21 protein-coding genes and 1 pseudogene are annotated in these 25,118 nt (G+C 63.5%); 5 read left to right on the forward strand and 17 right to left on the reverse strand.

Going from position 1 to position 25,118, the window contains the following annotated elements; genetic code table 11:
- Positions 1 to 42: 42 nt before the first annotated feature.
- Complete coding sequence (locus NKI96_RS08095) at positions 43 to 750, reverse strand: DJ-1/PfpI family protein (RefSeq protein WP_352803687.1); 708 nt, start codon at positions 748 to 750, stop codon at positions 43 to 45.
- A gap of 88 nt (positions 751 to 838) precedes the next feature.
- Here NKI96_RS08095 and NKI96_RS08100 point away from each other — a divergent pair.
- Positions 839 to 1,784, forward strand: a pseudogene (locus NKI96_RS08100) (GlxA family transcriptional regulator).
- A 62-nt stretch (positions 1,785 to 1,846) separates the two neighbouring features.
- Here NKI96_RS08100 and NKI96_RS08105 read toward each other — a convergent pair.
- The 4 genes from NKI96_RS08105 to NKI96_RS08120 all read right to left on the reverse strand — a co-directional run bounded on the left by NKI96_RS08105 (position 1,847) and on the right by NKI96_RS08120 (position 6,183).
- The gene (locus NKI96_RS08105) at positions 1,847 to 2,626 is read right to left on the reverse strand and encodes an SDR family oxidoreductase (RefSeq protein ID WP_352803692.1); all 780 of its coding nucleotides are present in this window, start codon (positions 2,624 to 2,626) and stop codon (positions 1,847 to 1,849) included.
- 25 nt (positions 2,627 to 2,651) lie between these two features.
- Entirely contained in the window at positions 2,652 to 3,602 is a 951-nt protein-coding gene (gene araH / locus NKI96_RS08110; protein ID WP_023815856.1) for an L-arabinose ABC transporter permease AraH, read from the reverse strand.
- A gap of 11 nt (positions 3,603 to 3,613) precedes the next feature.
- Positions 3,614 to 5,125 (reverse strand): L-arabinose ABC transporter ATP-binding protein AraG, encoded by a 1,512-nt coding sequence (gene araG / locus NKI96_RS08115; RefSeq protein WP_352803695.1) that lies wholly within the window; start codon positions 5,123 to 5,125, stop codon positions 3,614 to 3,616.
- Positions 5,126 to 5,193: 68 nt separating this feature from the next.
- On the reverse strand, positions 5,194 to 6,183 hold the full coding sequence (locus NKI96_RS08120) for an arabinose ABC transporter substrate-binding protein (RefSeq protein ID WP_023668118.1): 990 nt from the start codon (positions 6,181 to 6,183) through the stop codon (positions 5,194 to 5,196).
- A 245-nt stretch (positions 6,184 to 6,428) separates the two neighbouring features.
- On the opposite strand from NKI96_RS08120, the gene NKI96_RS08125 reads away from it, so the two are divergent.
- Both NKI96_RS08125 and dgoD read left to right on the forward strand, forming a co-directional pair.
- Entirely contained in the window at positions 6,429 to 7,118 is a 690-nt protein-coding gene (locus NKI96_RS08125) for a FadR/GntR family transcriptional regulator (protein WP_245259915.1), read from the forward strand.
- Positions 7,119 to 7,125: 7 nt separating this feature from the next.
- Entirely contained in the window at positions 7,126 to 8,274 is a 1,149-nt protein-coding gene (gene dgoD / locus NKI96_RS08130; protein WP_023736036.1) for a galactonate dehydratase, read from the forward strand.
- Positions 8,275 to 8,511: 237 nt separating this feature from the next.
- Here dgoD and NKI96_RS08135 read toward each other — a convergent pair whose 3' ends face one another.
- The 5 genes from NKI96_RS08135 to uxuA form a co-directional block, all read right to left on the reverse strand.
- Complete coding sequence (locus NKI96_RS08135; RefSeq protein WP_023729466.1) at positions 8,512 to 10,164, reverse strand: FAD-binding dehydrogenase; 1,653 nt, start codon at positions 10,162 to 10,164, stop codon at positions 8,512 to 8,514.
- Between the two features lie 49 nt (positions 10,165 to 10,213).
- Positions 10,214 to 11,926, reverse strand: a complete 1,713-nt coding sequence (locus NKI96_RS08140) for an aldehyde dehydrogenase family protein (protein WP_352803698.1) — start codon at positions 11,924 to 11,926, stop codon at positions 10,214 to 10,216.
- A 79-nt stretch (positions 11,927 to 12,005) separates the two neighbouring features.
- On the reverse strand, positions 12,006 to 13,178 hold the full coding sequence (locus NKI96_RS08145) for an alanine racemase (RefSeq protein WP_031193055.1): 1,173 nt from the start codon (positions 13,176 to 13,178) through the stop codon (positions 12,006 to 12,008).
- Positions 13,175 to 14,464, reverse strand: a complete 1,290-nt coding sequence (locus tag NKI96_RS08150) for a D-arabinono-1,4-lactone oxidase (RefSeq protein WP_352754789.1) — start codon at positions 14,462 to 14,464, stop codon at positions 13,175 to 13,177. The genes NKI96_RS08145 and NKI96_RS08150 overlap by 4 nt, the downstream gene beginning before the upstream one ends.
- A gap of 201 nt (positions 14,465 to 14,665) precedes the next feature.
- Complete coding sequence (uxuA, locus tag NKI96_RS08155; protein WP_023681202.1) at positions 14,666 to 15,850, reverse strand: mannonate dehydratase; 1,185 nt, start codon at positions 15,848 to 15,850, stop codon at positions 14,666 to 14,668.
- Between the two features lie 83 nt (positions 15,851 to 15,933).
- Here uxuA and NKI96_RS08160 point away from each other — a divergent pair, with 83 nt between their 5' ends.
- The gene (locus tag NKI96_RS08160; RefSeq protein WP_023681201.1) at positions 15,934 to 16,719 is read left to right on the forward strand and encodes an SDR family NAD(P)-dependent oxidoreductase; all 786 of its coding nucleotides are present in this window, start codon (positions 15,934 to 15,936) and stop codon (positions 16,717 to 16,719) included.
- A 49-nt stretch (positions 16,720 to 16,768) separates the two neighbouring features.
- Here NKI96_RS08160 and NKI96_RS08165 read toward each other — a convergent pair whose 3' ends face one another.
- Together NKI96_RS08165 and NKI96_RS08170 are read right to left on the reverse strand one after the other, a co-directional pair.
- Entirely contained in the window at positions 16,769 to 17,605 is an 837-nt protein-coding gene (locus tag NKI96_RS08165) for an amidohydrolase family protein (protein ID WP_023681200.1), read from the reverse strand.
- A 68-nt stretch (positions 17,606 to 17,673) separates the two neighbouring features.
- The gene (locus NKI96_RS08170; RefSeq protein ID WP_352803701.1) at positions 17,674 to 19,203 is read right to left on the reverse strand and encodes an MDR family MFS transporter; all 1,530 of its coding nucleotides are present in this window, start codon (positions 19,201 to 19,203) and stop codon (positions 17,674 to 17,676) included.
- A 116-nt stretch (positions 19,204 to 19,319) separates the two neighbouring features.
- Between NKI96_RS08170 and NKI96_RS08175 the strand changes: the two genes are divergently transcribed.
- Complete coding sequence (locus tag NKI96_RS08175; RefSeq protein ID WP_023691369.1) at positions 19,320 to 19,958, forward strand: MarR family winged helix-turn-helix transcriptional regulator; 639 nt, start codon at positions 19,320 to 19,322, stop codon at positions 19,956 to 19,958.
- Between the two features lie 74 nt (positions 19,959 to 20,032).
- Here the strand turns inward: NKI96_RS08175 and NKI96_RS08180 are convergent, their stop codons facing one another.
- From NKI96_RS08180 to NKI96_RS08200, 5 genes are read right to left on the reverse strand one after another with little or no spacing between them, the layout of a single operon-like run.
- Entirely contained in the window at positions 20,033 to 21,235 is a 1,203-nt protein-coding gene (locus NKI96_RS08180; RefSeq protein ID WP_352803704.1) for a mandelate racemase/muconate lactonizing enzyme family protein, read from the reverse strand.
- Between the two features lie 8 nt (positions 21,236 to 21,243).
- Positions 21,244 to 21,570: an NIPSNAP family protein gene (locus NKI96_RS08185; protein ID WP_023821854.1), complete on the reverse strand. Its 327-nt coding sequence runs from the start codon at positions 21,568 to 21,570 to the stop codon at positions 21,244 to 21,246.
- Between the two features lie 47 nt (positions 21,571 to 21,617).
- The gene (locus tag NKI96_RS08190; RefSeq protein ID WP_023821855.1) at positions 21,618 to 22,976 is read right to left on the reverse strand and encodes a mandelate racemase/muconate lactonizing enzyme family protein; all 1,359 of its coding nucleotides are present in this window, start codon (positions 22,974 to 22,976) and stop codon (positions 21,618 to 21,620) included.
- Positions 22,977 to 23,032: 56 nt separating this feature from the next.
- Positions 23,033 to 24,199, reverse strand: coding sequence for a mandelate racemase/muconate lactonizing enzyme family protein (locus NKI96_RS08195; RefSeq protein ID WP_023821856.1), 1,167 nt, complete (start codon positions 24,197 to 24,199; stop codon positions 23,033 to 23,035).
- A 54-nt stretch (positions 24,200 to 24,253) separates the two neighbouring features.
- The gene (locus NKI96_RS08200) at positions 24,254 to 24,964 is read right to left on the reverse strand and encodes a GntR family transcriptional regulator (protein ID WP_023691374.1); all 711 of its coding nucleotides are present in this window, start codon (positions 24,962 to 24,964) and stop codon (positions 24,254 to 24,256) included.
- Between the last annotated feature and the right edge of the window lie 154 nt (positions 24,965 to 25,118).

Genomic DNA, 25,118 nt, shown 5'->3' on the forward strand with positions numbered 1-25,118 from the left:
CAAGGCCGAAGGGCCAGGGGATGCACCTTCGGCCTTGCTGCTTCAGCCGTGGATGCGCGCCGGCGCAGCGGCGGCGCGAGCCTCGCGCCAGCGAGCGAAGATTGCCTCGCGAACCCGCCTTGAACCCGCGAGCCGCTCCTTTGCCTGCGCCAGCACGGCCGGCGAAGCCTCGGCGGGCGTGCCGGACCGAAAGGGAGGAGCCGGGGCGTATTCGAGCGAGAGCTGCACGATCTTGGCCTCCTCCTGTCCAAGCAGCCTCGCAACCAGCGCCAGGCCGAAATCGATCCCGGAAGTGACACCGCCGGCGGTGATGAGCTTGCCGTCTTCGACGATACGCTCGTCGACCGGGATCGCTCCGAACTCCTCAAGGAAATCATGCGCATACCAGTGCGTGGTCGCGCGCTTGCCCCTCAGCAGTCCGGCCGCCCCAAGCACCAGGGCACCGCTGCAAACGGAGGTGATGTAGCGCACCTGCCCCGCGCGCTCCCACACGAAATCGAGGACTGTCTGGTCCTCCAGCAGCGCGTTGACCCCGCCCCCGCCAGGAATGCACAGCACGTCGAGGGGCCGGCAATCGTCAAAGGTCGCCGTCGGGGTGAGGGAGAGGTTCGTCGACGACATCACCGGGTTGCGATCTTTCCAGATCAGATCCACTTCGGCGCCCTTGGCGGACGCCAGGACTTCGTAGGGACCGGTGAGGTCGAGTTGTTGGACGTTGGGGAATACGAGGATGCCGAAACGAAGGGGCATGGAAATCTCCGTGGGTTGACTTCGGGCAATCTACGGCATCATGGTTTGGCACGATTGCCATTCACCCCTCGTTTCAGGCCAAAACCCGATGCGCCGTATCGAAGTGCTTGCCTATCCCGACATCCAGCTCCTCGACGTCAGCGGACCGCTCCAGGTCTGCCAGCGCCAACGACTTCAAGCGGCAGGCGGGCGAGCCGGCCCCCTACGAGGTCGTGGTCGTCGCCGCCTCGCCCCGGATAAGGACCTCGGCCGGTCTGGTGCTGGAGGCCACGGCGCTGCCAACCCACGGAGGTGAGATCGACACGCTGCTTGTCCCCGGCGGATGGGGCGTCAACGCGGCCTGCGACGATGCCCAGCTGGTCGAATGGATTGCCAGCCGCTCGCGCGATGCCACGCGAACCGCTTCCGTCTGCAGCGGCGCCATGCTGCTGGCGACGGCTGGCCTGCTCGACGGCCGCCGCGCGGTGACCCATTGGGGACGCTGCGCGGAGTTCGCCCGGCGCTTTCCCGCGGTCCGGCTCGAACCCGATCCGATCTTCATCCGCGACGGCAATGTCTGGACATCCGCCGGCGTAACGGCGGGGATCGATCTCGCCCTCTCCCTCGTCGAGGCCGACCTTGGCCGGCACACGGCGCTCGGCGTGGCGCGCGAGTTGGTGGTCTTCCTGAAACGTCCCGGTGGCCAGGCGCAATTCAGCCAGACCCTCAAGCTGCAGCAAGGCGACGGGCGCTTCGACCGGCTGCATGGCTGGATCCTCGAAAATCTGGCCGGTGACCTGTCGCTCACGCAGTTGGCCGACCACGCCAATATGAGCCCGCGCAGCTTCTCGCGGCGCTATCGCGAGGCCACCGGCCGGACACCTGCCCGCGCGATCGAGGAGATCCGGATCGAGGCGGCGCGGCGGATGCTGGAGCGGGGCCAGCCCGTCAACCAGACGGCCCGCCGCTGCGGTTTCGGCTCGGAAGAAACCATGCGGCGCGGCTTTCTGCGCGTGCTGGGCACCAATCCGCGCGCCTATCGCGAGCGTTTCTGATCGCGACTGCTTGCTCCAGTAGGCCGGCGGTCGATGCGGTAGAAATAGAGCCTCTCCAGCGTTCAGGCGGGATGCTGTAGCTGGCTGAGCCCGCCATCGACGACGAGGGTCGCCGCGTTCATGAACGGGCACTCCTCAGAAATCATGAACACAGCGGCCAGCGCGATCTCGCGCGCCGAGGCGATGCGGCCGCCGGGATGCAGCGCCAGCGTCTTGGCGCGCGCCGCAACCGGATCGGCAAAACTGTTCCAATAGTCGGTCGCCTTCTGCGTCTCGACATAACCGGGCGCCAGCGCGTTCACGCGCACGCCCTGCCCGGCATATTCCAGCGCCACCGACTTGGTCAGCCCAAGCAGCGCGTGCTTGGCCACGGGATAGGGGAAGGTATGAGGGATGATGGTGAAGCTGTGCGTCGAGGCGATGTTGAGGATCGCGCCACCGCCATTTGCGATCATTGCCGGCAGCACCGCCTTGGCGCAGTTCCAGGCGCCTTTGACGTTGACATCGAAATTGCGATTCCACTCCTCCTCGGTCGCCTCGAGCGGCGTCGAGAACACATTCATCCCGGCATTGTTGATCAGCGCGTTGATCGGCCCGATCGCGTCGGTCGCCCGGCTGACGGCAGCGGCAATCGCGGCCCCGTCGCTGATGTCGGCTGCGGTATGTCCGACATGGCCCTGCGGTGCGGCAAGGCCGGCGACCGTCTTGTCCAGCAGCGCGCCGTCGCGATCGACCAGGAACAGTTTTGCCCCTTCGGCCAGGCAGGCCTCGGCGATGGCAAGCCCGATGCCTTGCGCGGCGCCGGTGAGGAAGATGCGTTTGCCGGACAGGCGCTCAGCCATGGCTGTCACTCCACTGGAAGACGGATCAGCGCCGGCCCAGTGCCGACGAACGCAGATTGTCGAGCAAAACGGCAAGCAGCAGGATCACGCCGCGCACAATGTATTGGTAGAAGGCTGGGATGTTGAGCAGGTTCATGGCGTTTTCGGCAATGCCCATGATCAGCACGCCGACGATGACGCCCGACATGGTGGCGCGGCCGCCGGCAAGCGAGACGCCGCCGAGCACGCAGGCCGAGATGACCGAGAGTTCAAGCCCGACCGCCGCATTGGGCTGGCCCGACGTGATGCGCGAGGCCAAAAGGATGCCGGCGATGCCACAGACCACGCCTTGCAGAGCAAAGATCCAGATGCGCGTCCAGTCGACATTGACGCCCGCCAGGCGCGAGGCCTCCGGGTTGCCGCCGATGGCCAGCGTGTTCTTGCCGAAGACGGTACGATTGAGGACAAAACCGAAGATGCAGAACAGCACGGCCAGGACCCAGACCGGCGTCGGAATGCCGAACAGCTTGGATAGCGCCAGCTGGTAGAAATCCGGGCTGTTGATGCCGACGGCGCGGCCATCGGATGCGATCAGCGCAAGGCCGCGCACGATCTGCATGGTGGCAAGCGTCGTGATCAGCGCGTTGATGCGGAATTTGGCGATGACGACGCCGTTGATGAAGCCGACGAAGGCGCCGCAGGCGATTGCCGCAAGAAGCCCGAGGATGATCGATCCGGTATAGTTCGACGCCATCACCGCGACCATGCCGGCGAAAGCAACGATCGAACCGACCGAGAGGTCGAAGTCGCGCGCGGCGAGGCAGAACATCATCGTGCAGGCGACGATGCCGACGGTGACCACCGATTGCAGCAGGCCGAGCATGTTGCGGTCGGTCAGAAAATTCGGCACCAGCAGCGACACCAGCGCGAAGGCGACGATGAAGATCACGACGAGGCCCTGTTCGCCGAGCAGGATCTTCTTCAACTGATCGGTCATGGCAAAGATCCTCAGGATGCGATCGCGTCGGGGGTTTTCTGATCGGGAAGAGCAGCGGCCAGGATCGCTTTTTCGGCGAACTGGTCGCGGGCGAGTTCGGCGCTGATGCACCCGCCGCACATCACCAGGATGCGGTCGCAAATGCCCATCACTTCCGGCAGTTCGGACGAGACGACGACGATCGCCATGCCGTCTTCGGCAAGCTGGTAGAGCAGTTCGTAGATTTCCGCTTTGGCGCCAACATCGATACCGCGTGTCGGCTCGTCGACGATAAGCACGCGCACGCCCTGCTCCGACAGCCAGCGGCCGAGAATGACCTTCTGCTGGTTGCCACCGGAGAGGTTGATGATGTCCTGCTTGCGCGACGGCGTGCGCACCTTGAGCTTCTTGATGAAGGTCTCGGCGGTGGCGATCTCGCTGGCGCGGTTCAGGATCCCGAAGCGCGTGTGATGACGCCGCGACGAGATGTTGATGTTCTCCTCGATCGAGCGGCCCTGGATGATGCCGTCATGCTTGCGGTCTTCCGAGCACAAAACGATGCCGGCGCGGATCGCGTCATGCGGATCGGTGGCATGCACGACCTTGCCATCAACGGTAATGGTGCCACCTGAGCGCGGGTCGGCGCCGAACACCAGCCGCATCAGTTCCGAGCGCCCCGCGCCGATCAGGCCGAAGAAGCCGACGATCTCGCCCGCCCTCGCCTCGAAGCTGGCGGGCGTCGTCAGTTTTACTCCGCAAACAGCGTCGACCTTCAGCCGGACATCGCCGGCCGGGCGTGGGCGAAACCCCCAGATATCGGAGATTTCGCGGCCGACCATTTCGGTGACGACCTGGTCGCGTGTGACGTTTTTCAGCGACGCATGGTGCGCCGCGAGCTTGCCGTCGCGCAGCACGGTCAGGCTGTCGCAGAGGCGGAACACTTCGTCCAGCCGGTGCGAGACATAGATGATGACCTTGCCCTCGCCGCGCAGGCGGTCGATCAGGGCAAACAGGATTTCGCTTTCGCGCGACGACAATGACGAGGTCGGCTCGTCCAGAGCGATGACGCGCGCGTCGAGCATGATCGCCTTGGCGATCTCGACCATCTGGCGCTCGCCGATCGACAGCGTCTTGACCTTGCGGCTGATATCGATGTCGATGCCGGCTGATTTCAGCTTGGCGCCAACATCGTCCAGCATCCTGGCACGGGCGATGATGCCGGCGTTGGCGGGGAAGCGGCCGAGGCTGAGGTTTTCGGCAACAGTGAGCTCGGGAACCAGCTGCAGTTCCTGGTGGATGACGATGACGCCATTGTCGAAGGCATCTCGCGTCGTTGCATAGGCTTGCATCTTGCCGTCGATGAGGATCTCGCCGTCATCGGCATGCTGGTCACCGGACAGAATCTTGATCAGCGTGGATTTGCCGGCGCCGTTCTCGCCCATCAGGCCGTGCACGACGCCCTTGCCGACGCCGAACGAGACGCCCGACAGCGCCTTGACGCCCGGATAGGTCTTGGTGATTTCCGAGAAGTCGAGAAAGGACATGGGGCGCCTATCCTTTTGCCATGCCAAACAGGCGGCGACTGAGCCGCCGCCTGTTTGTACAGGGAGGATTATTCGATGCCGAGACCCTTGCGGACCGTCTGGTAGTCGTCGCGCTTGGCCAGCGCACCGGCGGTCAGGATGAGCTTCTCGGGTTCCTTGTTGTTGGCGACCCAGTCATACATGTTGAGCGCAGTCTCGTAGCCGTGACGCTTCGGCGAGATGATCACCGTGCCGACGAAGCCGGTGGCGGTCGGCTTCTTGAACTCGTTGATCGCCGAATCCGCGCCGCCAATGCCGACGCCGATCACGTTTTCGGCCGGGATGCCGACGCTTTCGGAAGCGCGCACGGCGCCGAGCACGGCTTCGTCGTTGAGGCCGAAGGAGACCCACTTCTTGATGTCGGCATGGGCGTTGAGTACCACCGTCGCCGCATTGAGCGCAGCCTCGGTATCGGTCTTGGCCTGCGGCGCGTCAAAGATGTTTTCGGCCTTGAAGCCGTTGGCCTTCAGCACCGAAATGGCGCCTTCGACCCGGTCGACGGCGGTCGGCAACTGATCATAGGAGACGCGGATGGCGCCAACCTCGTCGGCCTTCCAGCCGCGCGCCTTCATTTCGTCGACGATCGCCTGGCCGACAGCCTCGCCGATCTTGGTCGCCGAAATGCCCATATGCGGCACGTCTTCCAGGGCCTTGCCGTCTGCGCCGACCAGACGGTCGTCAACGGTCATCAGCTTGAGATTGTTGGCGGCGGCCTTGGCGACGATGCCGGGGCCGAGTTTCACATCAGGTGTGCAGACGATGAAGCCTTGCGCGCCCTGCGCGCCGAGATTGTCGATCGCCGACATCAGCTTCTCACCGTCCTCGGCGCCGATCTTGACCAGGGTAAAACCCTTCTCCTTGGCGGCCTGGTCGGCGAACTTCCATTCGTCCTGGAACCACGGCTCCTCGGGCTGTTTGACGATAAAACCTATCTTGGTGTCCTGAGCATATGCAGCGATGGTCGTGACGGACAGCACGGCAAGGGCGCCCGCGACGAGCGCGGTCTTCAGAAGTCGCATGATTACCTCCCAGCGGTGGCCGGGCGCTCAGCCCGGATGCAGAGTCTCTAATTCTTTTTATCATACTCGTCAATTGATCTGGTATGATAATTGAGCTACATGCTCTGACCAGGGATCGCTGGCGCAAATCATCCGCATCCGGTAAGGCCGGGGACGCGAGATCAGTGGTTTCGCCGCCTTGGAGGAGGGCTGAGGTGACCGAAACTTCGAAGAAGGCATCAGGCGACACCCGCCGCCCGCGCGTCATGCCCGATGTGACCAAGGCGCTTGCCTCAGACATCTTTTCCGGACGCTATCCCGCCGGCTCGTCTCTGCCGACCGAAAACGAGCTCGGCGTCGAATATGGCGTCAGCCGCACCGTCATCCGCGAGGCGCTGAAGGTGCTGGCCGCCAAGGGGCTGGTGCTGTCGCGGCCGCGCATCGGCACGGTTGTATGTGAACAGGACAACTGGAACATCATCGACCCGCAGGTGCTGGCCTGGCACGCGCCGCATGCGCTGGACGACAAATTGTTCGACGCCATCCTCGAGACGCGCCGCGCCATCGAACCTCTGGTAGCTGAACTGGCGGCGACTCGTGCGACGCTGCAGGAGATCGCCGATCTCGAAGCCGCCTGGCGCGGCATGGCCAATGCCGGCGAGGATCTCGCCGCCTTCTCGCGCTCGGACATCACCTTCCACCAGATCGTCTATGCCGCGAGCCACAACCCGATCTTCCGCCAGATCGGCAATCTGATCGACACCGGGCTGAAATTCTCGCTTGAAGCAACGGCGACCATTTCGCTCGCTCGGCGCATGGAAGCAGTGGCGGCGCACCGCGAGGTGGTGGAGGCACTGCGCATGCGCGATGCCGCGGCGGCGCGTGCGGCGGCAGGCCGGATCCTCGACCTTGCGGCGCGCGACCTGGTCAGCGCCAAGAAACTCAAGAACAACTGAGACCAGCATGAAAATCATCTCGCTCACCCCCTACATCGTCCCGCCGCGCTGGCTGTTCCTGAAGATCGAGACTGATGCCGGCGTTACCGGCTGGGGCGAGCCTGTGGTCGAAGGCCGTGCGCTGACGGTCGAGGCAGCGGTCAAGGAACTTGGCGATTATCTGATCGGCAAGGACCCGCGCCTGATCGAGGACCATTGGACGGTGATGCATCGCGGCGGCTTCTACCGCGGCGGGCCGATCCTGATGAGCGCCATTGCCGGAATCGACCAGGCGCTGTGGGACATCAAGGGCAAGGCGCTCGGCGTGCCCGTGCATGAACTGCTCGGCGGCAAGTTGCGCGACAGCATCAAGGTCTATTCCTGGATCGGCGGCGACCGGCCGGCGGAAGTGGCCGCGGGCGCCAGGGAAGTGGTGGCGCGCGGCTTCCAGGCGCTGAAGATGAATGGCACCGAGGAACTGCAGATCGTCGACAGCCATGACAGAATAGATGCGGCTGTCGAACGAGTCGCCATGGTGCGCGAGGCCGTCGGGTCCAACATTGGCATCGCCGTCGATTTCCACGGCCGCGTCCACCGGCCGATGGCGCGCATGCTGGTCAAGGAGTTGGAACCCTTCCGGCTAATGTTCATCGAGGAGCCGGTGCTCAGCGAAAATCGCGAGGCGCTGAAGGAGATCGCAGCGCTGGGCTCGACGCCGATCGCGCTCGGCGAGCGGCTTTACAGCCGCTGGGATTTCAAGTCGGTGTTCGAACAAGGCGCCGTCGACATCATCCAACCCGACCTGTCGCATGCCGGGGGCATCACCGAATGCCGCAAGATCGCGGCGATGGCCGAGGCCTATGACATTGCGGTGGCGCCACACTGCCCGCTCGGGCCGATCGCGCTTGCCGCCTGCCTGCAGCTCGATGCCGTCAGCTACAACTGCTTCATCCAGGAACAGAGCCTCGGCATCCACTACAACGCCGCAAACGATTTGCTCGATTATGCCGCCAACAAGGACGTCTTTCGCTACGAGGATGGCTATGTCGCAATCCCCGATGGTCCCGGCCTCGGCGTCGAAATCGACGAGGACTACGTCAAGGAAAGGGCCAAGGAAGGCCACCGCTGGCGCAACCCGGTCTGGCGTCACAAGGACGGCTCCTTCGCCGAGTGGTAGCCCGGCCGACCTTGCGGCCAGGCCTTCAGGACCTCAAGCTCAATTTCGCGGTGGCGCCAGCGTAACGCAGGCCTCTGATGGGCCGCAGCGCCGAGCACCAGCGCATGGGAACCGTCGGCGCCGGCAAGCCGCAACTGCTGACCGCCTGGGTTGCGGCAAGCGATCGAAAGCGGTCGCTATCCTGGGACATGGCGGATGTCCTGTTCTCATCGACCTTTTCTTGGCCCGCCAGCCGCGTCACCTGCCCGCGGCGTGCCGGCCTGCGTTCCTGCCGGAGAAGATGCAGCTGCCGAGAAATGTCCCTTCCAGCGCATTGTAGCCGTGATAGCCGCCGCCACCGCCGCCGGCCACCTCGCCTGCCGCATAGAGCCCGGCAATGGGCGCGCCATTGCCATCGAGAACCTGCGAATTGAGATTGGTGTGCAGGCCGCCAAGCGTTTTGCGCGTCAGGATTTTGAGGCGCACCGCGATCAGCGGCCCGTGCCTGGGATCGAGTATCTTGTGCGGCTTGGTCACCCGGAAGATCTTGTCGCCGATGTAGTTGCGTGCGCCGCGGATGGCTGTGACCTGCGCATCCTTGGTATAGGCATGGTCGACCTCTCGATCGCGCGCCACGATCTGGGCGTTGAGCCCGTCGTAGTCGAGCAGATTGTCGCCTGACAGCGCGTTCATCCCGGCGACCAAGTCGGCCAGGTTGTCGCGGACGACGAAGTCCTCGCCCTTTTCCAGGAACGCTGCCACCGATGGTGGCGCCTTGCCGCCGCGCCGGTTCTTCAGCACGGCCCGCCAATCCTTGGCCGTAAAGTCTAGGTTTTGCTCCGAACCCGACAGCACGAACTCCTTCGAAGCGATCGTCTTGCTCAGCACGAACCAGGAATAATCGTGTCCCGTCGACAGGATACGCTTCAAGGTGCCGAGCGAATCGAAGCTCGGGAAGAACGGCGCCTCCATGCGTTGTCCCAGAGCATCGAACCATAGCGGCGACGGCGCCGACAGGATGCGAATGCCGTGGTTCGGCCAGATCGGATCCCAGTTCTTGATCCCCTCGACATAGTGCCACATGCGGTCGGCGTTGATGACGGCCCCGCCGGCGTCCTGGGTGATCGCCACCATGCGGCCGTCGACATGGTGCGGCACGCCGGCAACCATACGCTTCGGCGCTGGCCCCAGCCGCCCGACCGGCCAGACCTTGCGAACCAACTCATGATTGCCGCCGATGCCGCCGGAGGTGACGATCACGACACCGGCCGAAAGGTCGAAATCGCCGACGGCCGTGCGGCTCGACTGCTTGCCGCGCTCGACATCGGATGCCTCCAGAATTTCGCCCGCGACGCCGGTGACCGCGCCGTTGGTCTTGATCAGCCGGCTGACCTGATGACGGAATTTCAAAGTGATCAGCCCTTTGGCGACGTGCTCGCGCACGCGCCTTTCGAACGGCGCGACCACGCCCGGCCCAGTGCCCCATGTCAGGTGGAAGCGCGGCACTGAATTGCCGTGGCCATTGGCCAGCGCGCCGCCGCGCTCGGCCCAGCCGACCACCGGCCACCAGCGCATGCCCATGGCGTAGAGCCACGGCCGCATCTCGCCGGCGGCGAAATCGACATAGGCTTCCGCCACTTTCCTTGGCCAATGGTCCTCGGGCCGGTCGAACTGGGCAGAGCCCAGCCAATCCTGCCAGGCGAGGTCGCGGCTGTCCTTGATGCGCAGGCGGCGTTGCTCGGGCGTGTTGACCAAAAACAGGCCGCCGAGCGACCAGAATGCCTGGCCGCCGAGAAAACCGCCACCCTCTTGCTCGACGATGATCACGCGTTTGCCGGCATCGCCGAGTTCCGCGGCTGCGGCCAGGCCGGCCAGCCCGCCGCCAACGATGATTGCATCCGCGTCAGCCATTGTCGTAGCTCCTGTGCCGGCTTTTGTTTTTGAGATCGGATGCTCGTTGCTAGCCGCGCAGCGCGTTCCAGATGATGCGCGGCAGCTTCATGAGGCTCGGCCGGTAGTTGAACTCGGTGATCAGGCGGCCGACCATGTGTGCCCTTTTGTGGGTCAGGAACCAGGCCGGCTTCGGCATGATGCGGAACGGCGCTTCGAGCACGCTGCGTTCCGGTCTGTCGAACAAATAGGTGTTGTGGACGACGCCGATGCCGCTCTGCACGTCGTCGAGCGTGTGGCCAGGGAAAGCACCCCAGGTCGGGCGCAGCAGCGCGAACAGAACGCCGCTCCAGGAATTGATGCCGATGCCGCCATAGCGCAGTTCGGCAATGATTTCCTCGAAGCGCTGCCGGCCGATCTCGGCGATCGTCCTGGGATGGATGAGGATGTTGGCGGCAAGCGTGCCGTGCAGCTTTTCATTGGCGTAGGCGACAGCGGCGCGCAGATAGGATTCCGCATTGCCCGCCGGCAGCCGCATGACGCTGAGCGCCGGCGCGAACACCTCGGCATTTTCGAGATAGGTATCCGTGCCCGGCCGGAACGGCACCACCACGCAGGCCGGCCCGCCGGGCCGCTCGAATTTCTGTACGCTGTCGGCATGCGCCTCGAAGGCGGCGAGGCGCTCGGTCGCGCCGGGATAATAGGCCGGGCGCGACGGGGCTTTCTGCATCACCTTTTCGAGGGCCGCCAGAAGCGCGTCGGATTTGTCCCAGCCTTCGGGCAACACGAGCATTTGGCAGGCGATACAGTTGAAACCGGAATTGTTGAGCTTCTGTGTGGCGATCAGTTCGGCATGGTAGGCGATGTCGGCATTCGACCATGGGCCGGGCACCACGATGGTCGGCGCCACGCCGCCAAGCTCAGAGGTGATACGCCGGCTGTTGCGCGGCGTGCCCGCCGCCTTGTTCTTGCGGCCCTCCTCGCCGGGACCCCAGACGATCGCGTCATGCGAGGCGGCGGCACCGGTGATGTGGATGTCGTCAACGAGATCGTGGTTGCACAGATACGCACCGACATCGGTGCCGCCGCGCACGATGCGCAGCGCGCCGAATTCGATCAGCGGCCGCAGCGCCGGCCGCAGGAAATCAACGAGGTAATCATTGACCGGGTTCATCTTGAGCAGGACGACCTGATGTTCGACGAGCAGCTTGTGCAGGCAGTCGAGCGGCGCGATCGAGGCGACGTTGCCGGCGCCGAGCACGAGGCCGATCTTGCCCTTGCGGCTGGTGCGCGGCGCGTCATAGGCCGATGCGGTGTTTGCGGCGAGGTTCGCCTTGGTCACGCCGGGCTGCATCCAGATCTCTGCCTTCAGCCCGGTGAACAGCACCTTGTCCCAAAGCGAATTCGGAACCACCGTCACCGCCACCTGTCCGCTAGGCAAGGTGCGGACCGGCAGTCTGTCAAGGAACTTCTTGCCCTCCATCAGGCTCAGCGTGTGGATGAACTGGTTGCAGCCATCCATCAGCGCCGCCGGGCCAGCCAGCCATTCCTCACCTTCCAGCGGCGAGCCGGTCGGGATGCCCTTCTTGCGCGTCGCGGTTTTGACCCACGCCTCGGCGACCTCGCGGATGTGATCCTTGACCTGCCGCAGCAAGGCGATCCGCTCGCCATTCGAGGTCTGCGCCCAGTCGTCCTTCCTGGCGTCGAGATCGGTGAGCGCGAGGTCGAGTTCGGCTGCCCATTCAGGCTGCACGGGCTGGGTTTTGACTGCCTTGGCAACCATCCTATCCTCCTCCACTTCGATCTCTTTGTTTGACGCAATTCCTGTGGGAAAACCGCTTCACACTTTTCCTGGAATTGCTCTACGAAAACGGCAGTGCGGCCCATTGCTCGACGAATTTCCCGCCGGAATAGACCTGGATCGAACCGAACTGCTGTAGCACGAATTCGCTCTGCGTCGGACGCAGGAAGGCGTAGTCGTCAGGCCCGACATTGACGTTGTCGGGCAGCGCCATGAATTGCTGATTGGTCGAAAAGCCGAACGTCTTGTCGGTCTTCATCCCCACGGGATGGACGGGCTTCGCCATCCATTTTCCGCCATAGAGAAAACAGCCGCGCCGCGGCAACAGCCCGAGCTTCTGCAGCAGCCAGGAGCGCTGGTCGAGGCCCGGCGCCTGGACATCGACCACTTTCAGGATCGGCGTCGCGATGAATGCGGCAGGCCGCAATTGGCTGAGGCTCGGCACATCGAAATCGGTCGGCAGCATAAAAGCCGATCCGATGGACAATTCATTGGCGCCGACCCAGCTGTCATAGAGCAATGCGGTGCTGCTGCCGCCAAGATTGAGGATCTTGCGCTGGTCGGCGGCAAGGCAAGCGACATACTGGCGAAACAGGCTGATCGCCTTGACGCGCGCCTTGGCCGGTCCTCCCAGCAGTTTGGGGATATGGCCGATATGCGCCTCGTAGGCCATGACGCCTTCGCATTTCAGCCGCGGGTAATTCGCCAACGCGGAAACTGCCCGGGCCAGTGAGTCGGGATCGCTGATACCGCCGCGATGAAGGCCGACATCGACCTCGAAGCAGACGCGCAGCTCGCGGTCGAGCTCGGCGGCAAGCGAGCCATAGGCGGCCAGCCGCTCCTCGGTATCGATCAGCCAGACGATGCGCGACGTAGCTTCGCCGAGCCCGGCGAGAACGCCCTTCGTCAGCGCGTGCCTGGCGCCGGCAACCGGCATCGGCTTGCCCAACAGGAGATCGACTTGGGGAAACACTTTCAGCATCTCGGCGCTGATCGGCAGATGAAAGGTCATCAGCCTGTCGGTCGCAAACGCCGCGCGGATATAGTCGATCAGCGGCAGGCATGGCAGCGACTTGTCGACGAGGCGCAGATCGAGGCCCGTGGCGAACTTCGCCTTGATCGCAGCGATGTTGTGATCGAGCCGGTCGAGATCGAGCACCAGGCAAGGCTGAAAGATCCCGGCTGCCCTGAGCGCGCCCGACATTTCCGCGAAATAGGTGTCGGTCAGGCTCATGCCGCGACGCCGAGCAGCCTGGCAATATAGGGCGACACGAAGCGGTTGTCCGGGTCCATCTCGCGGCGGACCGCCATCGCATCGTTCCAGCGCGGATAGAGCGCGCTCAATTCCCTTGATGTCAGGCTGTGCATCTTGCCCCAATGCGGGCGGCCGCCGCGCCTCCTGAAGATCGGCTCGGCGGCGTTGAAGAACGCCATCGGATCGCGCTCGACGCCGTGATGGATGGCGATGGAACAGGTTGGGCGCTTGTAGAAGGGGCTGAGCCAGACATTGTCGGGCGCGACGACGCGCACCTCCATCGGAAAATAGACCTCTGGAAACCGCGTCTCGAGCAGCGCAATGATTTCGCTGAGTGCGGCCGCCCCTTCCTCGAACGGCAGGTGGTATTCCATCTCGTTGAACTTGACGTTGCGCTCGGAGGTGAAGACCTTCAGCCACTCCTCGATATAATCCTCGGCCGGCACCTTGGCGAAGGCCGAGCCGATGAGACGGCGGCGCAGCCAAGGGAGCCAGCTGAGATAGTCGCGCAGTTTTCTCAGCGTCGTCACCGCATCGTCGTCTTCCGTCGGCGGACGCACCGTCGCCGGCGCCTCGGTGATGTCGCTGGCAATCAGCAGCGCCTGGCCGGAAAACGGCACATAGTAGAACTCGGCCGAACGATGCGCCGTCATGGTGCTTTCGAATTGCGCAAGCACATCGGCAATCGGCGCCGTCCAGCGGCGGTGCCGCATCCGGTAACTCGCCACGTTGCGGATCGTCACTTCGGTGACGGCGCCGAAAGCGCCGAGCGAAGCGCCCATGGCTTCGATCATGTCGGGGCTCTTGGCACGGTCGAACTCTTTCACGGCGCCACGCCCGTCGACGATCTGCATCGCCTCGAGCTGGGTATGGTAAGCGCCGAGCGTGATGCCCGAGCCGTGGGTGGCGGTGCCCAGCGCCCCGCCGAACGCCTGCTTGTCGATGTCGCCCATGTTCGGCAGCGCCTGGCCGACGCCGTGCAACAGCTTTGCCAGCGCGCCGATCTTGGTGCCGGCGCCGACCCGCGCCGTCAGTTTTTCGGGATCGTGCGACCTCAGGCCCTCGAAGCGGTCGAGCGACAGGATGGTGCCGTCATTCTTGACCAGCGGCGTAAAGGAATGGCCCGTGCCGACAAATCGAACTGGTCCCGGCGAGTTGCGAATGGCACCACTCAGCTCATCGAGACTCTGCGGTTCGGCAAAAGCCTGCGGCGTGGCCGTGACATAGCCCGACCAATTGCTCCACTGGCTGATAGCCTCTCCCACGATGCCTCCCTGGGGCGCCGGCTTTGCCGGTCTTTCTCCTAGCGCTAGATAATATGATACATAGTCAGCTTTTCCGGATATGATACATTGTCAGCTTTCTGTCAACCTGGCAATCGGAGGTGTCTTGCGTCCGCGCCGGCCGCATTATCTACAGCGACGCACGCTGAGCCGGCGTCGGCATTGAACGCAGTCGTTGCCCCTTCAAGCCAGCCCAAACGTTTCCACGGCCCGCATGATGCCGCGCAATTCGGCCAAGCCCTTCAGGCGGCCGATCAGCGAGTAGCCGGGATTGATCCTTGTCTTGCCGATATCGTCGGCGAGCAGGTGGCCATGGTCCGGCCGCATCGGGATTTGCCAGTCGGCGCGGCCCTCCTTGCGGCGGCGCGCCTCCTCCTGCATCAGCGCCAGGATGACATGCGCCATGTCGGTGCCGCCTTCGAGATGCTCGGCCTCGTAGAACGAGCCGTCATCCTCGATGGTGATGTTGCGCAAATGGGCGAAGTGGATGCGGTCGGCGAATTCCTTGACCATGGCGACGATGTCGTTGTCGGCGCGCGTGCCGTAGGACCCGGTGCAGAACGTCAGCCCATTGGCCTGGCTGTCGACGGCATTGAGAATGAAACGCGCATCCTCGGCGGTCGAAACGACGCGCGGCAGGCCGTAGAGCGAAAACGGCGGATCGTCGGGGTGGATACACATGCGCACCCCCTCCTCTTCCGCCACCGGAATGATCTCGCGCAGGAACCACGCGAGGTTGTCGCGCAACTCCTTCGGCCCGATCCCGTCATAGTCCGCAAGCGCCTCGCGAAAACTATCGCGGTCATACTTGCGCTCTGTAGCCGGCAGGCCGGCGATCAGATTGCGCTCGATCTGGTCGATCTTCTCGGGCGGCAATTCCTTCAGCCGCGCTTCCGCCTGCGCAATACGCGCCGGCGTGTAGCTGTCAGCTCCGTTCTTGCGCTTCAGCACGAACAGATCGTAGGCGGCGAAATCAACGGCATCAAAACGCAGGGCGTAGCCTGTCGTCGGCAGACGGTAGGCTAGATCGGTGCGGGTCCAGTCCACCACCGGCATGAAATTGTAGCAGATCGTGGCGATGCCGGCCTTGGCCAGCGCGCGGATCGAATCGCGGTAATAGCCGGCATAGCGCTCGCGTTCCTGCGCGCCGATCTTGAAGGAATTGTGGACCGGAATGCTCTCGACGACCGACCAGGTCAGTCCTGCTTCCTGGATAATGCGCTTGCGCTCCAGCACTTCGGCCTCAGGCCACGCCCGGCCGTCATAGATATGGTGGAGCGCCGAGACCACGCCGGTGGCGCCCGCCTGCTTGACATGATCGAGCGTCACCGGATCATCGGGCCCATACCAGCGCCAGCATTGTTCCATTTTCGGCTTTCCTTCTGCGAGAGGTTGGCAACTTATTGTTGGACCTCGATGGGAGTCGATAGAAAATGGAAGAGTTTTTAGAAATGATGGATTTCGACGGCAAGGTCGCCCTGGTGACGGGGACGACCGGCATTGGCCTGGCAACCGCCAGACGCCTTGCGGCCGGTGGCGCCGCAATCATCGCCTGCGGCATCGACCGCAGCGCCAATGCGGCGATGAAAGCGCAACTGGAAAGCGCTGGAGCTGCGGTGCTGGTCATCGAAACCGATGTGTCCATCTCCGACCAGGTGCGCGACGCGGTGGCGGCTGGCGTCGCAAGGTTCGGCGGCCTTGATGTCATCGTCAATTCAGCCGCCGTCCATCCCTATGGCACGGCGACGACCACCGACTGGGAAACCTGGAACCGAACGATGACGGTCAATGTCGGCTCGATCTACCTGACCGCGCATTTCGGCATTCCGGAAATGATCAAGCGCGGAGGCGGCGCCATCGTCAACGTCGCCTCGGTGCAGGGCTTTGCCTGCCAGCAGAACGTCGCCGCCTATGCCACGACCAAGGGCGCCATCCACACGCTGACGCGCTCGCTGGCGCTCGACTACGCGGCATCAGGCATCCGCGTCAATTCGGTCAGCCCGGGCTCGATCCGCACGCCGATCCTGGAGAAGGCTGCGCGCGGTGACGGCGGCAGCGATGCCGATGTCGAAGAGGCCTACAAGCGCTTCGGCGCGGCGCATCCGCTCGGCCGTATCGGCGAACCGGAGGAAGTGGCGGAACTCATCGCCTTCCTGTGCTCGTCGAAGGCCGGTTTCTGCACCGGCGCGGACTACAGGATCGATGGCGGCCTGACGGCAGGTATTGGCGTGAAGTAGCGCTATCATGGCGTTCTGCGCGCTTGCAGGCAATCGGTGTCCGACCGCGCTACAGCTTCCACATCCGCTTGGCATTGCCCGACAGCAGTTTCGTTCTCTCCTCAGGACTTGCTCCAGCGATCAACGCATGCGTCGCCGCCACCCAGGTCGCAAGGCCACCGCCAAGCGTGCACACCGGCCAGTCGCTGCCCCACACGACGCGGTCCCAGCCGAAGCAGCCGATCGTGTGCTCGACATAGGGGCGCAAGGTCTCGACTGTCCATGAGCCGGCATCGGCATAGGCGACGACGCCGGAGATCTTGCCGATGACATTGGGACGCCGCGCGATCTCACTCATATGCTCGCGCCACGGATGTTCCGCACTGGCCTTGATGTCGGGCACGCCGCAATGGTCGAGCACGAACTGCACATCCGGCGCCAGATCGGCGAGCGCAACCGCCCTTGGAATCTGATGCGGCAGGACGACGAAGTCGAAGGTCAGGCCTGTGCCGGCAAGCCGCTTGATGTTTTCGCGAAACAGCGCGCTGTCCGAAAGCTCGTCCGGCATGACATGCAGCACGCGGCGGAACCCCTTGACGAAGGGATCGGCTTGCTGGCGCTCGAGATAGGCGGCGAAGCCGGCCTCCTCCGGACGGCAGGAGGCGATCGCCCCGCGCAACAGCGTGCCCTTTTCCAGCGACTGCGCCTTCACATGGCTGGTCTCGGCCTGGATGTCGGCTTCATCGACGTCGACCTCCATATGCAGCGCGGCCTCGATGCCGGCGCGGCGGGCCTGGATCGCATATTCTGCGTGCGGGAAATCGCGGTTGAGCGCCGGCTCGCGGCTGAGCCAGGGATAGCGCAGCGCCGACAGGTCGATCAGGTGCAGATGAGTGTCGATGATCATGGCTGTCCTCCTCGGTGATTTCAGATCATCGCCAAATGCCTAAACCCAGCGCATGGACATACTCTGGCTCAGCCCCGCTTCGGGATCTCTTTGTCCTCGAGCAGCAGCGTCAGCCCCATGGCGACGAAATAGAGCGCCGCCACCCAGATGAACATCACGTTGAAGCCACTGGAGTAATGGTCGAGCACCACTTCGCGGATCGCGCCCGGCAGGCTCGATGCGAGGTGCGGCGTCAACCCGTTCAGGCCACCCGGCAGCAGGGCGGCGGCGTCTGCAGGAAGCTCGGCTGTCTGCCGGTTCAGCGCCCAGATCATCACCGCGCCGTTCAGCGCCAGACCCAGCGATGCTCCGAGCGTCCGCGCCTGGGTGATCAGCGACGTCACCGCGCCGATATCCTGCAGCGGTGCCGCCGCCTGGATCGCCACGATCAGCACCTGGAACTGCAGGCCCATGCTGATGCCGAACACAGCCATCATCGTTGCCAGCACCCAGATCGGCGTGTGCTGGTTGGTGAGGACAAAGCCCAGCATCAGAAACCCGCCAATACCCATGGCGACCACCGGCATCCATTTGTAGCGTCCGGTTGCGGCAATTACCCGCCCGGCGACGATCGAGATGACCATCGATGTCAGCGACGCCGGCAGGAACAGGAAGCCGACTTCGGCCGGGCTGAGACCCGTCAGCGTCTGCATGTAGAGGGCGAAATAGAAGAACATGCCCAGCGTCACCGTTCCGGCGACCAGCGACACGCCCGAGACGATGCTGACCGTCGAATTGCCGAACAGCCGCAACGGCACGATCGGCTCTTCGGCCCGGCGCTCCACCATGATGAACAAGGTGATGGCGACCAGCGCGAGGAGTGGCAATACGAAGGTGAGCAGGTCCGGCCCGCTGGGGTCGAGCACGTGATAGCCCCAATAAACGACCGCCGTTGTGCCGATGGCGAGCAGCGCGCCGCCGAGATAGTCGATGCGGTGCCGTTTTTCGTTGAACCGGCTGCGCATGGCGAAGGCCAGCACCGCCAGCACGATGATGCCTATCGGCAGATTGACCAGGAACACCCAGCGCCAGCCGAACAGGCTGGTGATGTAGCCGCCGGCCAACGGGCCGAGCACTGATGACAGCGCGAACACCGCCGAACTGTAGCCCTGATATTTCGCGCGGTCGCGCGGCGAAAACAGTTCGCCGATCATGGCGAAGGCCGAGACCATCAGGCCGCCGCCGCCGATGCCTTGCAGCACGCGCGCGGCGATGAGGCTCTCCATCGACCATGCCATGCCGCAGACCAGCGAGCCCAGCAGGAACAGGCCGATCGCCGTCAGCACGACATTCTTGCGGCCATACATGTCGCCGAGCTTGCCGTAGAATGGCGAGACCGCGGCGGTCGAGAGCAGGTAGGCGGCACCGACCCAGCCGAACAAATGCAGATTGCCGAGTTCGCCGGCAATGGTGGGCAAGGCGGTGACGACGATCTGCATGTCGATGGTTGCCATGAACATGGCGATCAGCGCGCCGAAATAGACGATCAAGGTCGTAAGGTCGGGCCTGACTTGGGCCTCCACGGGCGCTGTGTCCGGCAGCGTCTGCTCGACAGTCATCGGTGTCTCCGTAGCTTGGGGCGCGATTTATGTGCCCACAGCCGAGAGGTGTCAACCAGATATGTGCGCGCAGCATATAATTGACATCAGCATATATTCTTGCTAACGCGCTATGGATGAGCAGCAACGCATCCAGCAGTCCGGACCGATTTCCATCCCTGTTCCAGACGCGCGGCGATCGGGACCTCGCCGGTCTGGCGCGCGGCAGCGGCCTGTCCGAACCGGCGGCCGAGGCCGTGGCCGCCATCGATGCGGTAATGAGCAAGGTGCGCCGCTCGATCCAGCGCCGCGACTTCGGCCGCATGATCCTGGCGCGCGTAGACCCTTCGCTGGAAGTGAGCCATCTCGATGCGATCAGCGCCATCGCGAACAATCCGGTTTTCAGCGATACCCAGCAGGATGAGGTGACGGTTGGCGTCATCGCCGAGCGCCTCGAGACCGATCCGTCGCGCGCCAGCCGCATCGCGGCCGACCTCGTCGAACGCGGCTATGCCTGCCGTGTCGCATCGCAACGCGATGCCCGCCGCATCTGCCTCAAACTCACCGCCAAGGGTGAGCGCCTCGTGGCGGCGGTGCGCCAGACCAAATGGCGGATTTTCGCCGGATCGCTGGCACAGTGGGATGAGCAGGACCTAGTAAGGTTCGCCACCTTGCTGGAACGCTTCGCCGGTTGGGCCATGGACGAAGCCGGGATGAAAAGATCCGCCGAGGCCGTCAAGCAGTTGATGGACGAGATGCTGCCCGAAACGAAATAGGCGGCACGGCGTGGACGCTCACCCATGTGTGCGAGCCGTTCGATAGCCCTTGACGCTCAGGTCGCGTCGGATCGTTATCGGCCGAAGAAACCGGCGTCCTCTTCCGCAAGGTACTTCTTCGCTGCTTCGGCATCGATGTCGACACCCAGTCCCGGCGCTTCGAGCAGGTCGATCATGGAGTCCTTCACGATCTGCCCCTTGGGCAGGCCGATGACGATGTCCTCCCACCAGGGGTCGGAGGCGCTGGGATATTCGAAGGCGATGTAGTTGGCCGGCAGCGTGGCGCAGACATTGATCAGCGCGCCGAGGCCGAGCAGCCCGTTCGCCGTGCCGTGCGGCGCCATCATGATCGAGTGCATGTAGGCGTGCTCGGCCACCCATTTGAGCTCGGCGATGCCGCCGATGTCGGCGGGATCCGGACCGATGACGCGAACCGCCTGCGTCTCGATCAGTTCCTTGAAGTTATGGCGCAGGTAGATCTGCTCGCCCGTGTGGATGGGGGTGGACGTCGATGTGGTGAGTTCGCGATAGGCTTGCGGGTTGACCCATGGCACGTAGTCGCCGGTCAGCATGTCCTCCAGCCACATCAGATTGTATTTTTCCACCGCCTGAGCGAAGCGGATGGCGTCCGGCAGGAACCACCCGGGACCGCAATCCAACGCCAGCGAGACCTTGTCGCCGAGCACCTCCTTCATGGCGATGACGCAGTCGATCATATGCGCCATGCCGCGCTCGCTGATCTGCCCCTGGTCCATCGCGCCGTGATAGGTCGGCGGCTGGCGAACGCCATAGTGGAAGTCGGGAACGGAAGTCTTCATGTTGGAATGGAAGGAGATGCCTTGCTTGACCATGAAGAAACCTTCCGGCCGCTCCATCATCCATTTGACGTCGGCCGCGTAATCCTCCGGCCTGTCGCCGGTGCGCTTCTTGCGGATGGAACCGTTATAGACCCGCACCTTGTCGCGCACCTTGCCGCCGAGCAGCTTGTAGACCGGAACGCCTGCCGCCTTGCCGGCGATGTCCCACAGAGCATGCTCGATAGCGCTGACGGCGGCGCCGTAGGGCTTGAACGAGCCGCGCTGGCGGATTTTCAACATCACGCGTTCGACATCGGTCGGGTCCTCGCCGATCAGCGCGTCGCGGAAATGCAGCACCCAGGGTTTCAGATAAGGCTTGGTGTACTCGACCTCGCCGAGGCCATGGAGGCCTTCGTCGGTGACGATGCGCACGATGGGGTGCCTGCCGATGACGGCGCACCTGAGATCGGTGATCTTCATGATGTCCTCTATTTCACCGACGAGAAGGCGGTTGGCGCGAGAAACTGGCTGGAAATATTGGCCAGGATCGGGCCATCGCGCTCGGACTCGTCGCGGGCCTTGAGCCATGCCGGATCGGTGGTGAAGGCCTTCCATCTCACTTCGCGCTCGGCAAGGGATTCCCAGGCGACGAAATAGGTCAGTCGATTGCTGTTTTCGCCGACCACCGTGGTGAAGAACCCGGCCTGGCGGATGCCGTGTCTATCCCACAGCGCCAAGGTATGGTCGTTGAAACGCTTGAGCAGCGCCGGCAGCCGGCCCGGCACGCAGTCGTAAATGCGAAGTTCGTAGATCATGGTCCATCCTTCTGTTCACCTCTCCCTCCGAGGAGAGAAGTGTAGAGTCAGCTCCAGGTGCGGTCCCAGGAGTATTCGTCGTCCCAGTGATCGGTCGGTTGCCAGATGCCGGTGACGCCGGGCTGCAGGTGCTGGCTGATCACTTCGTCGACGATGTCGTCGATGCCCAGACCAGGCTTGTCGGGCACGGTGATGAAGCCGTCCTTGACCAGCGGCTTGGGCAGGCCGGTGACGATATCGTCCCACCAGTCGACTTCGACGGTGTGATATTCGAGCGCCATGAAGTTTTCCGTGGCTACAGCGACATGCGCGGCGGCCATTGCCGCGATCGGGCTTTCCGCCATGTGAATGGCCATGGCGACGCCATGCTCCTGCGCCGCGTCGCCGATCTTCTTGGTCTCGAGAATGCCGCCGGTGGTCAGCAGATCCGGATGGATGACCGAGATGCCGGCGTTGAGCAGCGGCTCGAAGCCTTCCTTGAGGTAGATGTCCTCACCCGTGCAGATCGGCACCGAGGTCGCCTGCTGCAACTGCCGATACTGCTCGGTGTAATGCCAGGGGATCACGTCCTCGAGCCAGGCCGGTGCGTATTTCTCGATCCGCCGGGCCAGACGGATGCCGTCCTGCAGCGAGATGTGGCCGACATGGTCGATGGCGAGCGGAACCTCGTAGCCGATCACCTCGCGGACCTCGTGGATATATTGGTCGAGCAGGTCGATGCCCTTTTCGGTGAAGTGGAGGCCGGTGAAGGGATGCGGCACGTTTTGCGCGTCATAGGCGGCATTACGCGCCCGGCGCTCGTCCAGCGTGCGTGCCGGACCGCGCGCGGCATGGCTGCGGAAACCGTCGAGCACGCCGGCCGGCGCCACCACTGCGCCCGATATGTGCGAAATCTGCGCCAGGCCGAGATCCATCTTGAGGAAGGTGAAACCGAGATCCATCCGCGCCTTGAGCCGCTTTCCGGTCTCGGTGCCGCTGGGCTTGTCCGCGTCGGTGTCGCAATATACACGCACCTTGTCGCGAAACCGTCCTCCCAGCATCTGGTAGATCGGCACGCCATACGCCTTGCCGGCGAGGTCCCAAAGCGCGATCTCGATTGCCGAGACACCGCCACCTTGCCGCCCATGGCCGCCAAATTGTTTGATGCGGCGGAACAGCCGGTCGACGTCGCAAGGGTTCTCGCCCAGCAACCGGCTCTTCAGCATCAGCGCATAGGTCGCGCTGGCGCCGTCGCGCACTTCGCCCAGGCCGACAATGCCCTGGTTGGTGTAGATCTTGACCAGCGCGGAGGTGAACGGCGCGCCGACGATCTCGGCAACGCGCAGGTCGGTGATGCGCAGGTCGCTCGGCCTGGAGTTCGTATTTACCCGATTGAGCGCCTCGCCGGCGCTACCCGTCTTTGCCATGGCTTATCCTCGTTCTGATTGGTGGCGCCCCGCACCCCCGGCCTGCATAAGCGTTGCTAGCCAAGCTCTATCTCGTGGGCCTGCAGGTAGTCTCGGTTCATCTCGACACCGAGACCCGGCTTCGACGCCAGCTTGAGGCTGCCGTTCGAGACATCGAGTGGCTCGTCGATGAGGTGATTATATTTGTCCAGGTTCCACTCCGACGTTTCGAGCTTGTAGAAGTTGGGAACCGTCATCATCACCTGCGCTCCCGCAACCACATTGATCGGTCCCGCGGCGTCATGGGGCGAGACCGGGATGTAGTAGGCTTCGCACAGGGCGGAAATCTTCTTCAGTTCGGTAATGCCGCCGGTCCAGGTAACGTCCGGCATGATGTAGTCCGCAAGCCTGTTCTCGAGCACCGGCACGAAATCCCATTTGGTGTGGCCGCGCTCGCCCCACGAGATGGCGGCACTGACCTTCTCACGCACTTGCTTGAGAGCATTGAGGCTTTCTGGCGGGCATGGCTCCTCGAACCAGTCGATCTGGCCGGCTTCCTCGAGGCTTCGGCAGAGGCGAATGGCGGTGGGGACGTCGAAGCGGCCATGCGCGTCGATGAGAATGTCGACATCGGGCCCCGCCGTTTCACGGATCAAAGCCGTTAGTTCGGCAGCCTCGCGCTCGTCCTTGCGGGTCATGCTGCCATCGAGGTAGCCGTCCCGCTGTTCGCGCGCCAAGCCATCGGCGATGCGGCCCTGGTGGGGGAAAGGATCGAACTTCAGCCCGGTGTGTCCGGATTCGACGATGTCTCGAATTTCGCGGACCACAGCCTCCTTGCTGGTAAACTTGGCCTGGTTGGGATGGGTATAGAGCGCGATTTTATCGCGCACCGGTCCGCCCAGCAGCTCGTAGATCGGCTTGCCGAGAACTTTGCCGCGAATGTCCCAGAGCGCTATGTCGATAGCGCTCACGCATTCGACTGCGGCGCCGCGGCTGCCCATATAGGTGAAGCTGCGGAAAATCTTGTGCCAGAGATGCTCGATGCGCGCCGGATCCTCACCTGTGACGGCGACACCGATCTGACGCAGGATCGTGCACAGCGCGCGGTTGGCGAGCCTTGTGGTGGTGGTGATTTCCCCCCAGCCACTCACCCCTTCGTCGGTCGTCACCTCGACGAACAGGAACTCTCCCCAATAGGAAGCATCGGACTTGATCAGCCACGGCCGAACGCTCGTGATTTTCATCTCTCAACTACCTCTGTCTGATGGCCGGACCAATGATTTTCTGGGCTGGAAGTTCTATCCGGCCCGAGCGGCGTTGCGCGCACGCATCTGTTCGAGAACGTGCCGGCCGGAACCCTCGACATGGCGGGCAATGAGCTCGGCCGCCTCGTCGGCATTTCCCGCTTTGATATGCGCGATGAGCTCGCGGTGTTCACGCATGATGGCGGCCCGCCGCGCGAGCGTGAAATTGAAACGCCGGCTCACGGCTCGCAGCACTTCGCGATGCTTCCACCAAAGCTCGGCGGCATGGCGGTTGTAGTGGCGCTGGTACATTACGGTGTGGAAGGCGGTATCCAATTCACTGTGCCGCAATGTGTCGGTGAAGTTGTTCTCTTCGATCAGAGCCTGGATGCGTTCGAGTTCGGCGATGTCCTCGCCGGTCGCCATGTTCACGAACCATCGCGTCAGGGCCGGCTCGATCAGGACTCCGATCTCGTAGATATCCCGGACGAAATCCTGGTCTATGGGTCGGACGCGGGCGCCACGGTTGGCGACAAAGGTGACGAAGCCCTCCCCTCGCAACAGCTGCAGCGCCTCGCGTACGGGGTTGGTCGAGGTGCCGTGACGCCGGGCGAGATCGGTAACCACAAGTCGTTCGTTGGCGGCGAGCCGTCCCTCGATGATGTCTTCCCGGATCAGCTCATAAAGCGAGGCGCCCTCGCTGGACGCCGCGATGGGATCAATCCCCACGGGTGGCTCTGCTTTGAAATCACTTGTTTCGGCCAAAGCCGGCTCCCCCGATTAGTACATCACATGCTTGATATCATACACGCGTTTTGCAAACAATGTACGATCGGGTGCGTTGACAGGCAATCCACGATCTGAAAACGTACCAGATGATCGAAGGGATACATTGAGCAGAAGGACACATCCCGCACGG

The sequence above is a fragment of the Mesorhizobium sp. M0292 genome (assembly GCF_040321695.1).
GTDB lineage: Bacteria > Pseudomonadota > Alphaproteobacteria > Rhizobiales > Rhizobiaceae > Mesorhizobium.